At 36.7% G+C, this 15,296-nt stretch carries 15 protein-coding genes and 1 pseudogene; 13 read left to right on the top strand and 3 right to left on the bottom strand.

Features of this window, described 5'->3' with window-relative positions; all coding sequences use genetic code 11:
• From B3E00_RS20275 to B3E00_RS20305, 7 genes and pseudogenes are all read left to right on the top strand, one after another.
• Nucleotides 1–234: hypothetical protein (locus tag B3E00_RS20275; protein ID WP_293939846.1), on the top strand; the 234-nt coding region annotated here is incomplete at its 5' end.
• Nucleotides 235–727: 493 nt separating this feature from the next.
• Nucleotides 728–1,720 (top strand): helix-turn-helix domain-containing protein, encoded by a 993-nt coding sequence (locus B3E00_RS20280; RefSeq protein WP_293939847.1) that lies wholly within the window; start codon nt 728–730, stop codon nt 1,718–1,720.
• A gap of 14 nt (nt 1,721–1,734) precedes the next feature.
• Nucleotides 1,735–2,050: pseudogene (locus tag B3E00_RS22280) on the top strand (transposase); the annotation flags it as partial.
• Between the two features lie 237 nt (nt 2,051–2,287).
• On the top strand, nt 2,288–3,247 hold the full coding sequence (locus tag B3E00_RS20290; protein ID WP_293939849.1) for a nucleotidyltransferase: 960 nt from the start codon (nt 2,288–2,290) through the stop codon (nt 3,245–3,247).
• 1 nt (nt 3,248) lies between these two features.
• Nucleotides 3,249–4,931 (top strand): ThiF family adenylyltransferase, encoded by a 1,683-nt coding sequence (locus B3E00_RS20295; RefSeq protein WP_293939850.1) that lies wholly within the window; start codon nt 3,249–3,251, stop codon nt 4,929–4,931.
• Nucleotides 4,928–5,395, top strand: coding sequence for a Mov34/MPN/PAD-1 family protein (locus tag B3E00_RS20300; RefSeq protein WP_293939851.1), 468 nt, complete (start codon nt 4,928–4,930; stop codon nt 5,393–5,395). Before B3E00_RS20295 ends, B3E00_RS20300 begins: the two co-directional genes overlap by 4 nt.
• Nucleotides 5,382–6,230, top strand: coding sequence for a DUF6602 domain-containing protein (locus B3E00_RS20305; RefSeq protein ID WP_293939852.1), 849 nt, complete (start codon nt 5,382–5,384; stop codon nt 6,228–6,230). Before B3E00_RS20300 ends, B3E00_RS20305 begins: the two co-directional genes overlap by 14 nt.
• Before the next feature lie 127 nt (nt 6,231–6,357).
• Here the strand turns inward: B3E00_RS20305 and B3E00_RS20310 are convergent, their stop codons facing one another.
• A complete protein-coding gene (locus B3E00_RS20310; RefSeq protein WP_293939853.1) occupies nt 6,358–6,960 on the bottom strand; it encodes a hypothetical protein in 603 nt (200 codons plus the stop codon).
• Between the two features lie 132 nt (nt 6,961–7,092).
• Complete coding sequence (locus B3E00_RS20315; RefSeq protein WP_293939854.1) at nt 7,093–8,145, bottom strand: YbjQ family protein; 1,053 nt, start codon at nt 8,143–8,145, stop codon at nt 7,093–7,095.
• A gap of 349 nt (nt 8,146–8,494) precedes the next feature.
• On the opposite strand from B3E00_RS20315, the gene B3E00_RS20320 reads away from it, so the two are divergent.
• The 3 genes from B3E00_RS20320 (at nt 8,495) to B3E00_RS20330 (ending at nt 11,612) form a co-directional block, all read left to right on the top strand.
• Nucleotides 8,495–9,535, top strand: coding sequence for a phosphoribosyltransferase-like protein (locus B3E00_RS20320; RefSeq protein WP_293939855.1), 1,041 nt, complete (start codon nt 8,495–8,497; stop codon nt 9,533–9,535).
• Nucleotides 9,535–10,164, top strand: coding sequence for an NADAR family protein (locus B3E00_RS20325; protein ID WP_293939856.1), 630 nt, complete (start codon nt 9,535–9,537; stop codon nt 10,162–10,164). The genes B3E00_RS20320 and B3E00_RS20325 overlap by 1 nt, the downstream gene beginning before the upstream one ends.
• Before the next feature lie 215 nt (nt 10,165–10,379).
• Complete coding sequence (locus B3E00_RS20330) at nt 10,380–11,612, top strand: IS256 family transposase (protein WP_293939857.1); 1,233 nt, start codon at nt 10,380–10,382, stop codon at nt 11,610–11,612.
• Between the two features lie 73 nt (nt 11,613–11,685).
• Here the strand turns inward: B3E00_RS20330 and B3E00_RS20335 are convergent, their stop codons facing one another.
• Nucleotides 11,686–11,946 (bottom strand): ClbS/DfsB family four-helix bundle protein, encoded by a 261-nt coding sequence (locus B3E00_RS20335; RefSeq protein ID WP_293939858.1) that lies wholly within the window; start codon nt 11,944–11,946, stop codon nt 11,686–11,688.
• 552 nt (nt 11,947–12,498) lie between these two features.
• Between B3E00_RS20335 and B3E00_RS20340 the strand changes: the two genes are divergently transcribed.
• The 3 genes from B3E00_RS20340 (at nt 12,499) to lpdA (ending at nt 15,244) form a co-directional block, all read left to right on the top strand.
• A complete protein-coding gene (locus B3E00_RS20340) occupies nt 12,499–12,924 on the top strand; it encodes a DUF1810 domain-containing protein (RefSeq protein WP_349681469.1) in 426 nt (141 codons plus the stop codon).
• Between the two features lie 257 nt (nt 12,925–13,181).
• Entirely contained in the window at nt 13,182–13,778 is a 597-nt protein-coding gene (locus B3E00_RS20345; RefSeq protein WP_209579649.1) for a TetR/AcrR family transcriptional regulator, read from the top strand.
• Nucleotides 13,779–13,840: 62 nt separating this feature from the next.
• Nucleotides 13,841–15,244, top strand: a complete 1,404-nt coding sequence (gene lpdA / locus B3E00_RS20350) for a dihydrolipoyl dehydrogenase (RefSeq protein WP_293939860.1) — start codon at nt 13,841–13,843, stop codon at nt 15,242–15,244.
• The last annotated feature ends 52 nt before the right edge of the window (nt 15,245–15,296 follow it).

The raw sequence follows: 15,296 nt of genomic DNA on the forward strand, positions 1-15,296 counted from the left end.
TCATTACTCCGAAATACCCACCATTACTTCGGAAAGGAGTATATAGACATTTATAAAGCTTGTTACCACCTAACCCAGGTAGTTCACGGCGAACAAGGCGAACCATGTCTACAGCCAGATTTTACTGATCAGTATGGTCGTGAAGATGCCATATATGATCGTAATAAGCTTGTCGGCTTTTACCAAACAATTTACAAAGTGGACCGACTCCCATCCTTGTCACATGCTTTTTGATTAGCTTTATTGTTTGGTACCACTTTTTTTCGGATCGCAATTTTGTTCTCCTTTTCAGCATGGTCAATCATAAAGTTAAGACCGTAAATTAGCACATTGGCTTTTTCTAAAGCTTTCTCCAGATCCTTGATCCGTTTTTTTAGAGCGGTAACGTCTTTTGTTCCTGGCTTTTCCATAGGTACTAAAGTTACGGCTCCCTTTTCTAATTTGCGTTTATAATTGTTAATCCAATTGATTAAGATCGTCGTATTGGGGAGTCCGTACTTGTTTGCAGTCTGTTATGTTGATAGATTTTTATAAAGCACCAGCTCTACTAATTTCTCTTTAAATTCTTCTTCGAATTCAAATCGAGACAAAACTTGTTCTTTCATGTTTCCTTTACGTTTTTAACCAAAACTGTAAAGCTATAGACGTATAAGACCGCCTTGATAGCATTTAATGTTCACATTTAAAGTAAAATATTATAACTTAGATACTCCATATAGAATTAGCTATGACAGATTATTGCAAAAATATTTTCGGAAAATCAATTAGGGAACTCACAATTGAAGACCTTAAGGTTTATTTTTCAGAAGTGAAAGAAGAAAGTGAAATACTTGAATTTAAAAGTGGAAAAGGAGACTTCGAGGGAGTATTTAACAACAATATCCTTAAAACGGTATCTGCTTTCCTGAACTCTTCAGGCGGCGTCCTTATTTGGGGATCTCCGGAAGATAAGTCTCCTGAAAGAGGCATGCTAAAAGTTTGCGTAGGCGATTTCGTGCCCGTTAAAGAAAGAAAGGAAAAAGATCAACTGATCAATAGAATTTCCAGTTCTATATCTTACATGCCCACAGGGATAAAAGCTGAGAGGTTAGAATTTAATAACGGATATGTTTATATCATTGAAGTGCAGGAAAGCGGTTCCAAACCACATCAATTAAATGGACAGTATTTCATTCGATTAGATGGACAATCAAAACCTGCTCCGCATTATATTGTAGATTCGATGTTTAACCAAATTAAACTAGCGGATGTTGAATGTGAAACGACTATTGTGGATTTTTACAATAATAGAAACTATAATTTTATTACTGTCAAGGCTTATTTTTTTAACTTTTCAAAACACGTTATTGCTAAAAATATTCAAACACATTTTTATATAGAAAACGGGGTATTCGAGATTAATAAATTACAAGACATTGATTCGCAAAATTTTCCTAATCTTCACTATGGAATTAATCCCTCAACTCAAATCGTAATAATGGTAAGTGATGATCACTTGGTATATTCAGATAACATAGTGAACCTTCAAACAACAATAAGATCTGACAATTCTCTCGCCAGAATTTCAAGTTATGAAATCAATGTACAAGACCTTAAAAGAGGCTCACAATTGCAAGATTGTATCAAATCAACAACAAACAACTTATCTATTTCTGGAGTCTCTTATGAATTCTTTGATGATAAGAAAAGTTACAAAGAGTTAATTTTAAAAAAAAGATAATGACTTTGATAAAGGAAAACCATTTGAACGAGGAGAAAGCTTCGGGCAATAGCAACCGGCGAAATGGCAAGACAAAAAAGACTGTCCGTGGCCTTAACACTGGGACATTTGAGCTGGAAACAGGTCGTAATAGATCCGGTACGTTTGAGCCGAAAGTAGTGCCTAAAACAATTAATCATTACTAAAAAGCTTGAGGGATACGTATTGAGCATGTATGCCAAAGGAATGAGCACACGGGCGATAAGTGAATTTATCCGCGGGATGTATGCTATGAATATCTCTGCCACAGAAATATCGCGTATTGCCGAAAGTGTAATCTCAGCTGTAAATAGTTAAACTATACGACTTGTCGATTTAAGTATAAGAAATTTTATCATTGTGAATCACAGAATATGCCAAAAAGACAATTATTTATTTAAAATCTGCCATTTTTGGGCAGAAAAAAGGTTGGCAGATCTTTTGTATTCAGATTTTCTAATCCATATTTTGCGAAAAAGTTTATAAGATATGTTGTCGCTAAATATGATTATGTATTAATAACCAATTATAAATTTAAAAGACAAAATTATGGCAGTAAATCGAAATGATCATCTTCAAAGTGTACTACAATCCCATCGGATGTCACACATTGAATCATCAGTAGAAAAGTATAAAGAAAAACGTAATTCAATAAAGGAGGCACTTGAAGAGCGTTATGGTTCTGATATCTATGGACCATTTAACTCTGGCTCTTACGCCAAGCATACGGCTGTAAACTGTAAGTTTGACCTCGACTTAGTAGTTCCATTTAAGCGTAATTCGTATGCCACCTTGCGTGAAATGTTTGAAGATGTTTATGATTACCTATATGAAACTTACAAAGATATTGCTACAATCAGAAAACAAAAGGTTTCAATTGGAGTAATTTTCGACAAAGATAGTGACGGGGATATTGTCAGTATTGATGTAGTACCAGGAAGAGAGTTAACAGCTGACGATTATCCTGAATCTAGGGATCTCAATGTTTTCTTCAATGAGGGCATGGGTTTCATCCAGAAAGACACTTATCTAAAAACCAATATTGATTCACAGATCGACCATATTAAAGCAAGGGATAATGAGCGGAAAATTATTCGGCTATTAAAATTGTGGAAGTACCATAACGGCGAACAATTTAAGTCATTTTTAATGGAACTCTTAGTAGTAAAGGCATTTGACAAAACCTCCATAACTGGTGGCCTATGGGATAAATTGAAGGGTGTGATGACTTATGTCCAAGAAAATATCACCAAAGAAACGTTTACATTGGTTGATCCTGGAAATTCTAATAACGACGTAATGGAATCTCTAGATACTTGGCAAAGAGAGAATTTGGCCAATCGTTTTAAAACTGTTATCGAGCGGATCGAGGAAAGTAGTGAGAATATAAAAAGTTATTTCCCAATAAACGAACAGTTTGAAGAACAGAAAACTACCGATAATTCTTATGGTATAAAGGGTCCGGCGATCATTCATTCCATTCCAAAAGATACTGAACGTTTCGGATAAAATGGTGAATCGTAAAGAACTTATAGAAAACTGTATACGGGAAACTCCGGACGTTGAGCTGCTTAATATTAACATGGATGATCATACTGTAACAGGTCGTCTATCCATCAAGCTTGACGTCATGGAGAGCCCACTATCTTTTGAATTCTCCATTGCATTTACATATCCATTTAAAGTTCATGAAACTGAATCAATTTTGTTCTTCAATAGTGATCTTTTGGAGTACAGCCATGTGATGCGAAATGGTTTAATCTGCATCCACACAACAAGTAATCCGGATTTAAAAGACAAACTTAATATTGATCTAGCTTCTCTAAAAGCATGGATACTTAAGTATTATATTAATAAAGATAAAGATGATCATTACGAGCATTTGGTTGTTCCTGAAAACCCTTTAAAAGGTAAACTTCAAACTTTTATATTTACAGGTTGTGAAGTACCTTTCAAACCCGGTGACTTTGGCTTTGTAAATCTTCACTTAATACAGGAAGGAGAATTAGGAAAAGTAAACGACAGTAACCCAGTTATCAACCATTTGGTTAAAGAGTTCGTCTCTTATGATAAAACCATTAGAAAATGTCAATGGAGTACTATTTATCAGCATGAAAAAGCTACTGAAGGAGGATTTTATTGTTTTTCACCACAGCCGCCATCTGAATACCAAAGATTTATTGTAAGCAATTGGCAACAACTGTCTTCTATTTTGCCATTGGAGTTGTTAAATCAGCTTCATAAAATGGAAAAGAAGTTATTGAAAAATAAACAGAAAGGAATAATACCCTTGTTCATCGGCTATAACATCAATAATGATGAAGTTCATTGGCAAATAGCTTTGTTTCAGGTCGGTAACTTTCCATTCGTTGGTGAGCCGGAATATATCAACGAAAAAAAAACCGGAAACTGGAATACCAAAATCCTTGACTCACCAATTGACTGGGGAATAGCAAGAAACAGTTCTTATGAATACTTTTTCGGAAGAGGTAGATTTTGTGAAAAACTCACGGAAAGTAAAATACTAATAATAGGAATCGGAGCCGTGGGCAGTATTCACGCACGGACACTTGTGCGATGTGGCTGCAAAAACATCCACTTGGTCGACTACGACCGAAAGGAACCTGAAAACGTGTGTAGATCCGAATATGAATTCAGAAATGGGATCACTGACAAGGTCCACGAATTATCAACCATTTTATGTAAAATATCACCATTCGTAAATATCAGTATAGGTAATAATACCATGTTCGATGTATTGACCAAAGCTCAAACTGGAACAGATTTTTCTAAATCTGAGATCACGGATATTTTAAATGAATACGATTTTGTATTCGATTGTTCAACAGACAATGACTTGCTCTATATTCTTGATGGACTACAACTGAAAACGTGCCTTATTAGTCTTTCCATTACCAACCATGCTGAAGAATTGGTATGTGGTATTTATCCCAATTTATTCAGATTCGTAAATAACCAATTTGGGAATGTGCTTGAAAATGATACATCAGATCTTTACAATCCTACCGGATGCTGGGCACCTACCTTTAAGGGATCTTACAATGACATCAGCCTTATGGTACAAATGGCCTTAAAACATATTAATAGAACTTTATCTTCTGATAAAAGATTGCATTCCTTTGTTGTAAAAGAAGAAATTGATCTCGGACAACTTAAAATTATATCCTATTGAAACTGAATACTACAAACGGATTGTCCTTGGAAATAAGTGAAAGTTTAATAGTTGAATTAAGCGAAATTGGACAGAAGCACTATCCAGATGAGTTTGGAGGATTTTTATTGGGCAGATATTCATCTGATTTCAAAACACTCTTTGTTGTTGAATATTTGCTTCCAATTAAATATAAAGGTCAACCCTACTCATTCGAACGAAGTACAGATGGTTTAATCGAAACATTTAACCAATTATTTTCGGAGAGGAACATTTACTATGTGGGAGAATGGCACACCCATCCTAATGGAAGTGTTCAGTTTAGCTCAACCGATTTGAATGCTATGATCGAAGTCGCAAATTGTCCGACAGTTAGTATCACTAATCCAGTATTACTTATTCTCAGTCTCTCCAAACTAAAATTAAATGACTTCGAAATCTATTTACTTAAAAATAATACATTAATCAATTATGAAAAAAGTTGAATTAAAAATGCTTTTCAGCGGATTACAGAACCAGATGACCGCACAATTAAGCACCAATAGAGAATTTATTAATCACCCAGGATCGAAAGGAGATTCTTTAGAAAATGCATGGATAGAATGGCTTAGAGCTTATTTACCAAACAGGTATAGTGTTGATAAGGCAATTGTAATAGATTATACAGGGCAAACTAGCCAGCAGATAGATATAGTAATTTATGACAACTGGTTTACCCCTTTCATTTTTACCCAGAATGATTTCCATTATATTCCGGCCGAAGGAGTCTATGCAGTTTTTGAAGTAAAACCGGATTTCAATGGCAGTATACCTATGGGTAAAGGGAAAAAGAACAAAGACTTTATAACCTATGCCGCTGAAAAAATAGAAAGTGTGCGTGTACTAAAACGGACATCTGTCGATATGATAGCATCAGGAAAAACTGTGTTCGCACGTCCATTGACAAAAATTGTTGGTGGAATTTTAGCAAGTACCAACACTTATAAAAGAACTGGCACAATTTCAAAAATACTTGAAAAGCAAAAAGGCTTTAAATCTATAGATTTCGGTTGTGCTGCAGATTACGGTAGTTTTTTTGTAGAGTATAATGGTTCAGAGGATCTGAGTTTATCAAAGCCGAAAGACTTTGAGAAAAGAATCACAGATTACTACAATGGTCGTCAATTTGTCGATGTATCATTTAGTAAGCCTGAAAATTCGATGGTGACATTTTTCATGCAACTGTCCCGTTATCTACAACAGGCTATTGGCACAGTTGCTGCTATCGATTTACAGGCTTATCTGGATAAAATAAATGAAAAAATTGATGAAGAAATATGACACAGCTTGAGTTACACTCCCCCTTTTTAATGGTTAAGTGAAGCCTTCCCACTTTTGAAGCCTTCCCAAAAACAGGTAAGTCTACCAGGGCATTTCATTTTCTTCTATAATCCTAAGTTTGATTGTTTTAATTTTTCAGAATAAAGTAATGTCTGAAAATAAAACCTGAAATTAAGATCCCAAGCCCCCACATAAATATAAAATTTCTTATGATCGCATGATGCTCTTTGTGTTTTTTAATCCCGTAGACAACCATTTCGGGGTATGACAAATCTTTAAAATATATTATATCAAATTTATACCCAACTGGCTCCGTATTAATTGTTGGCATAAACTCAGATAACTGATTTACCCATTCAGAATAATAACTTCCTGTTTCAGGGTCTGAGCCATAATCAACGTCATAGTTATAAAGCAAAGAATCAGTATAAATTTTAGCACCATCAAAATATTCAAATTTTATATATTTTTTCTCTAGAATAGCTTTAGATCTCAAAAACTCCTCAAATTTTTCCGAATCAAAGTCACCGTCTTTACTTAAAAATTCTTCAGACTTAGATAACTCATAAAATGGATTATCGACAATCGTTGCCGTTCCTTTATTACCATTCACAACTAAAACTAACAACTTTAAGTTTTTAAAATTGTCCATCAATTCGATAGCGAAAAGAATGATTAATGGAATTAGGCAATAAAAAACTTTTTTAATTAATGAATTATTACCTTTCATGTTTTTTTTGAATTTAGTATAATAAAATGAGATTACTTTTTCAGCTCTTCTTTATCTCTAATCGAGAGGTCAATTGCATAAAAATGTAAAAAAAAATCATCATTTTAAAACTCAATTTTTAGTCTGATAACACTAATTAGTGACAGTTTTATCAATTATTTTAATCCTTCTATTCAACGTCATCTGCACCTCTTCCGGCTTTAAACTTTTCTCAGTAAAACCTCTCTTATCTCGTGTGCATGAGCCACAATTTGAATAGTCAAGCTTATTTGTATGACCACATTCACATCGCCACACTTCTTTTCCACTCGAAAACATTCCCTTCGATTCCTCAACTTGTACAAGTTCGGGGAAGAACTTTGCTAAAGCATTTCCTTCTAAACTTTTCAGTATAGCTATATCTTCTTTTGAATACCAATCTTTGTCCAAAGAGAATATTTTCAGTGCAATACGTCTAGCATGTGCATTACTATTTAAAAGGTTAATAGCTTTTGTGTAATCTATAAAATTGGATGAAGTGATAATCGCATTGATACGTTTTACTTGTAAGGTTGTCAAATTGCCTTCTAATAAAGCATTATAAAGAATAGCAATGGCGCCCTCATCCGGTAAGTAATCAAAATAGCGGAATAGCATTTCCTGCTTTTCTTTTGGAGTTTGTTCTATACCGTAATCCTCATTCATTGCTTTGAATACAAGTGGTTCAAATTCCCTTAAACCTGACGTAGCGATAAATTCGACAGTGTCCTTATTGATAGACTCTAGCGACTTATAATTTTCTAAGATAATTTCTGCTCGGACTTTTTGCTGAATCAGTTCGCCATCTAATAGATCATCCTGCTTCTCCATTGGAACGCGGGCAACCTCTTTAAGATGTACCGGAGTACCCACCGGAGTAATCATAAACATCTGACTCCCCTTTCCTGAGATTTCGTCGATATCTACACTAAGCCCAATAATAGCATCAGCACGAATTGCCTGCGCGCGCTGCTTGAGCATTTCGGTAACGCGCTTGTACATCTCATGCATCTTCTCATAACTGGTAGAGCGACCGCCAAAGAAATCTACATAGCTCGCCCCTATATCGCTAAAGATATTGGTGCCGATGACAACATTGGCTGCTATTGGATCATTATATCGTGAAATCTCCCTCCCTTCGATGGAATTGGTCGTGGTTACTATCATGGCATGCTACTTTTCAATCGGGCAAGGTTAATACCCAAGCCTAATATACATTATTTATTCTGAATTAATATGTTTACAGATATTAACTTTCAAGATTATTACAAATTGTAAGGCTAAGGTATACGTTTGAAAGAAGGATTGTTTACGGGAAACCGTAAGAAAACGAGATGGATAATCTATAGGTTTGAAAAGACAATACAAACTACCATCATTAACACCATATAAAAGACAAAACAACTGCTGGTTATTCTTTTATTCTGTCGAAGGAGATTATAAAGTTTGTTATTTTTTACGATATTTATATTTATAACTTCAAAAGATAAGTTGTATAGCCAATATAACCACATTTATGATAAACACTGCACAAAATATAGCGAATATCTTGTCTGATTATGAAAATAATACTGTCTCAAGAGAACATGTCTTAGATTGGGTAAGTCAATTTAATACACCTGACCAGGGTTTTGTATTAGAAGAACTTCAAAACATTTTCCAAAAAACATACTATTCCAAAACAAAATGTGTCCATATCTTAAGACTTTATATTGATCATTGGATTAAAGTTTTTAAATACCCCGATGTACCCACTTTCATTGCGGAAACTGTTTTTCTTAAACTCCAACCAGAGCATAAAAGTCAGTGTGAATTGTTGAACTTATTGGACGAAATCTTAGTTAAGTTCTATAAATGCAATTTAGGGTCATCAGGACGAATCGCTAAGCGATACATCTATTTGGATGATATACTATCCACTGGTCAAACTATTTCTAGAAATTTCAATGAATGGTTCAATTCAATAAATGATGTCGACAAAACGAAAACGAACTTTCAATACCTCAAAGACAAGCAAATCAAAATTCACGTATGCCTTCTGTGTGGTCACTCTTGGGGTATTTATAATACCAAATATGGTTTGATCAAAAATATTGGTACTGAAGTCGAAGCTATTCTCCACATCCAGGTGTACTATATGATCGAAAATAATATAAAAGATTACAGCCCTAAACTCAACAACATGGTTCCTATTGATAACCAAGACCCTGTAATTCATGAGTATTTAAATTCTCTTAATGCCGTTAACAAATCTGAGTACGCGTTTCGCCTTTCTACTCAACCGCACGAAGAAAATTTATTTTCTTCTTCTGTTGCTAGAAATAGATTAGAAACCTTATTTTTGACAAAAGGCATCGAAATCCTTTCCAGAGTAGGAGAATTAAGAGTAGAGCAAATCCGACCTTTAGGTTATACTGTGAAATCACATAAAACATTTGGCCTTGGAACGTTGTTCTTCACATATAGAAATATTCCCAATAATTCTCCTATAGTATTTTGGTGGGGAAGTAATAATTGGAGACCCTTATTCGTTGTAAAAAATAGAGGAGTGCGATAATGTCAATGGAATCAAAGAAATATAATACTTATCACATCGATAGTGTGGTTATGTTTTCCAAAACAAATGAAGAGTTTGGGGAGTTGTCAAATATGTCTTCCAAATTTCCTCTTTTTATTAATGATATCATTATTCCAAGTAGTGAGGCTCTCTATCAAGCCATGAGATATTCTTTATTTCCAAAGGCTCAAAATGAGATCTTAACTCAGAAAAGCCCTATGACAGCTAAAATGATCAGCAAAAAATATCTTTATTATACGAGACAGGACTGGGATTTGATTAAATTAAAGATAATGCGATGGGTTTTAGAGGTTAAGCTCTCTCAACATTGGAATAAATTGTATCCAATCCTAAAAGAAACGGCAGGAAGGTCAATCGTAGAGTTATCTCATAAGGATCAATATTGGGGGGTAAAGAATATGGGAAATGGTGACCTTGTTGGAAGCAACTACCTCGGCAGACTTTGGATGGATCTCCGCGAAAAATATGTACTTAAAGATCAAAAATTAGAATGCGTTGATCCATTAAAAATAGCTGGTTTCAGATTATATGATTTTGAGATTGACACCATCTGCAATGAGGATCATTTTTTGAGTGATGAAGAGGATCAGCTGTATTTGTTTGCCTGATTTTAGGTAAGGATACTTTCAAAAAAAATACTCTTGTTTTATCAACTAAGCTGTTTTGAAATTAGGACTTTACTACTTTATTTATCATTAATTCCAAGTCAAAGGATTCTTCTTCAATCCATAATTCTCCTTGTATAAGCTCATGAATAAGTAATAATTCGAGGGTGTAAATTAAACTGTGTCAGATAAAGAATATTTATATTAGACACAGAATAATGGGAAACGAGAAATTTGATTTTGAGCGCTTCAAAGCGGAAGCGATGAAGGAGCTTTACGCCGGTAAAAAGATGGGCGGTACTGATGGTGTTTTTGCTCCGATGCTGAAACACCTTTTGGAATCGATGCTTGAGGGCGAGCTTGATCATCATATCGAGGAAAGCAAAGCCTCTGGAGAAAACAACCGTAAAAACGGGAAGACAAAAAAGACGGTCAGAAGTCTTCAGTCCGGCCATTTTGAACTGGAAAGTAACCGTGACCGTAATGGCACTTTTGAACCTAAGATAGTCCCTAAACGTCAGCTGATTATCACCGAAGAACTGGAAGACAATGTTTTAGCAATGTATGCCCGAGGAATGAGCACGCGTGATATTTCCAGCTATGTTAAGGAGATGTACGCGATGGATATCTCTGCTACAGAAATTTCCCACATCACTGACAAGATCATTCCTGCGATGAACGAGTGGCGAAACCGTCCGCTTGAATCGGTCTATCCTTTTGTTTTTCTGGACTGCATGCACTACAAAGTCAAGGATAATGGCAGCGTGCAGAGCCGGGCGGTTTATAATATCTTGGGAGTCAATCAAGATGGCCGTAAAGAACTGATCGGCATCTACCTTTCGGAGAACGAAGGTGCCAAGTTCTGGTTATCGGTTCTGAGCGATCTCAAACAACGGGGTGTGGAGGATATCCTGGTAGCCTGCGTGGACGGTCTGAAAGGTTTTCCGGAGGCTATCGAATCCATCTACCCCAAAACACAGGTTCAGCTTTGCATCGTACACCAGATACGCTCTAGCCTAAGATATGTGCCGGAAAAAGATAAAAAAGCCGTTATTGCCGATATGAAACCTGTTTATCAGGCCAATAATCAGGAACAGGGCTATGAAAAACTATTGGAGTTTGAGGATAAATGGGGCAAAAAATACCCGCTTTCGGTCAAAGGCTGGCTGGATAACTGGGGAAATCTCTCTACCTATTTTGAATACACCCCAGACATCAGAAAAGCAATCTATACTACGAACGCGATCGAGGCTATGCACCGTCAGATCAGAAAAGTCACCAAGACCAAGGGGGCGTTTACTTCGGATCAGGCACTGTTAAAGCTTGTATATCTGGCTATAAAAGATATTTCCAAAAAATGGACCATGCCGATTCGAAATTGGTGTTTGACAATGCAACAATTACATATTAAATTTGGGGATAGGATCAAAGCCTTCGGCAACTCCTTTTAGGGTTCGGGCTTGAGGCTTTCAGCCTCTTAATCCCGAACCCTAAAAGGAGTACTGTGACACAGTTCAGTTTACACTACCTCCATTTATAACCTGTTTCAGGAAAATCTACGAGCTCATTATTATCTTTTTTTCGATTCCATTTAAGCACTAATTCTCCCCACCCTATCAAATAAGAAATAAGATTATTGATACTCATTGTAGTATCCTTTGCATGTCCTTCTAAATCTGTGGTGGTAGTTAATTCAACAGGAATGGTCGATAATTCCTTTTTCAGTTTGTTGTAATTCGTTTCAATTGCCTTTTGTAATTCTTCTTTATTGACAGGTACAGCCATAATCTGCGAAAATAGATTTTTACCAAATTTACAAAAGCCATAAAAGAGTTTACTTAAAATAAGACATGATTTGCTTCAACCTTTTTTCAATCTGGTGCAGTTATGTGTTCTTTATATGGCATACATTGTGCTTATAAAGGGTAAATCAAAAGGCTATCTTTTTAAGTGTCTTGCAATGTAAATGCGTTTCAATTCTGAAATTAAAAGCAATTTTTCATACATTGCACGCTCTTTTTGCTCTAAAGCTTTTACTTTTTGAACATCATTGGTGAAGACTATGTCATTGGCTATTTTGCATAATGTTAATATAGGACATTTTTGCGTTGGCATAGTCGCCTATAAGCGTGGGAAAATGTACTATAATGCCACATTATATAACTTAGCTTCCGCCGATTTGCATACTATGGCGCACCAGAATCTGCGCGAGAATGTCAGCATGATCCATCGCGTGCCATATCCGCAGGAGCATGAAATCGGGCTTCCAAGGCAAAAGATGCAGAAATAATTTGCTTAATTTTGTATATTGGAATTTATATTAAATCGCAAACTTATATGGAATTAAAAAGGTTTTTGGATGCCCAGAACCAAGTTTACCTGAAGGCACTTTCTGAAATCAAAAATGGCAGGAAGACTTCCCATTGGATGTGGTATGTGTTCCCGCAGCTCAGGGGTTTGGGAAGTAGTGCAATATCCGACGAATATGGCATCTCCGGTGTATCTGAAGCAATCTCATATTTGGCCCACCCCGTTCTTGGGAAGCACCTGATTGAAATTTCAGAAGCCCTCCTACAGCTCGATGGCTTTACGGCAGAGGAAATCTTCGGATATCCCGATTACCTCAAGTTGCGCTCCTGCATGACATTATTTGCAATGGTTAGCGATACAGAAAATATATTTAATGAAGTCCTCAAAAAATATTTTGACGGTGTTGCTGACAAGCGGACAGTATCGGCGATCAGGGCAAAAAATATAAGCTAATTTAATCTCCATACAAAAACCTGCTATTTTTATATATTAACTTGTTCTTTGAATAAGCAATATTCCAGGACAACATGTAACCATTTTAACTTGATTATATGGACCTTACCGGAATAATAAGACGGACCGATTATGTTTTCACGGCTGAATATCCTGAAATAAGGATACGAGGCAAGACTGGGATTTGACATGTTAAAAAAAAGACCGATTGTTTTATTTTTTTATTTACCTTTGTCATAAATGATAATTTATGCTGCATGAAAACTACAAAATCTGAAAATACCAAGCGCCTGATTATCGAGAAAACCGCATCCGTATTTAATACAAAAGGCTATGCGGGCACATCGATAAACGATTTAATGAACGCCACAGGGCTTTCAAAAGGCTGCATCTACGGTAATTTCGAGAACAAAGACGAGATCGCATTGAGCGTGTTTGACCATAACTTCGCCAGGATCACTCAGCATATGAAAGAACGCATACTCGCTACGGAGCATTCAATAGAACGGTTGCTGGTTTATCCGCAGACCTATAAAAATTATTTCAGGTATCCTTACCTTCAGGCAGGCTGCCCCATTTTAAATACCGCTACAGAAGCAGATGACACGCATCCTAAACTGAAAGAAAGCGCACAGAAAGCACTGGGGTTCTGGAAAACGTCTATTGAAAACCAGATAAAGCGGGGCATAGAAAGGAATGAAATCAAGGCAGATACCGATCCAACTGAAATGGCCGTGATCATGATTTCAATGATCGAGGGGGCGTTCATGCAGGCGAAAGTCAACAGCCATATGGCAGAGCTTACTATAGCCATGTCCTTTTTAGAAAAACTGATTAAAGGCATTGAAGCATAATTTTTTTTACCTTAAAAAAGACCAATCGGTTTATTTTATAGATATAATTTTAGATCAATACAATGGAAGAATTTGATATTACCGTTATCGGGTCAGGTCCCGGCGGATATGTAGCTGCGATCAGGAGCGCTCAATTAGGTTATAAAACAGCTTTGGTTGAAAAATACAGTACATTGGGAGGTACCTGTACAAACGTTGGCTGCATTCCTACCAAAGCATTGCTGGACAGCACGCATCATTATGCAGAAGCCGCAAAGAGCTTTAATGCGCATGGAATTGAGTTTTCTGGCCTAGGGCTCAATTTTGAACAGATGTACAACCGAAAAAAAGAGGTAGTGGCTAAAAATACACAGGGGCTTGATTTCCTAATGCGAAAAAACAGGATCAAAGTTCTACAGGGATCGGGATCTTTTCTCAACAATGATTCCCTGAAGATATTACATGCTGATCAGACGGAAACCGTAATAAGGTCACAGAAATTCATTATTGCTACCGGATCAAAACCCGCCACGATTCCTGGGGTCGCCATTGATAAAAACAGGATCATTACCTCTACCGAAGCCCTGGCTCTGAAGGAACAGCCTGAGCGCATTGTGATCATCGGCGGAGGTGTGATTGGTGTAGAAATGGCGTCCATATTCAATAGGATCGGCACAAAAACAACCATTGTAGAATATGCTGACACGCTGATTGCCAATATGGACCGTGAACTGGGAGTAACCTTAGCAAAAATATTAACAAGAGAAGGCGTAGAAATACAATGCGGGAAAGCCGTCTACAAAGCCGAAAACCTCGGCAATGCGGCTAAGGTTTATTTCAGAAATAAACAAGGTGAAGAGCAGGAACTTACTGCCGACTATATCCTCGTTGCTGTCGGAAGAAAGCCTTATGTGAATGGTCTGGGGCTGGAAAACACCAATGTAGAATTGAATGCCGACGGTACAATTAAAGTCAATGAACTGCTTCAGACAACAGCTTTAAATATTTTTGCCATCGGAGATGTGATCGGCGGCGCCATGCTGGCCCATAAAGCAGAGGAAGAAGCGGTATTTGTGGTGGAAAGAATCAATGGTCAGAAACCTCATATCAATTATGGCCGTATTCCTTCGGTAGTATACACTTGGCCGGAAGTTGCTTCTGTAGGAGTTACGGAAGAAGAATTAAAAAAACAGGGACTGGAGTATTCTATTGGTAAATTTCCATTTGCCGTAAATGCCAGAGCAAGGGCGGGTATGGAGCCTGACGGTTTTGTAAAGGTGCTTTCCGATCCGAAATATGGAGAACTTTTAGGAGTACACATTATCGGCGCCCGGGCGGCGGACCTGATCGCACAGGCAGTTGTCGGCCTGGAATACGAAGTAACAGCCAGTAACATGGCTTCCCTCTGCTATGCCCACCCGACGTATTCAGAAGTGCTGAAAGAAGCCTATACCATCGCAGCCGGGAAACCATCTTTGAATATTTAAGTATACCATCAATTTTAGTAGTATGTCACAACAAATCAGGCTCGCAACTTTT

The organism is Sphingobacterium sp. UBA5996, assembly GCF_002429765.1.
Taxonomy (GTDB): domain Bacteria; phylum Bacteroidota; class Bacteroidia; order Sphingobacteriales; family Sphingobacteriaceae; genus Sphingobacterium.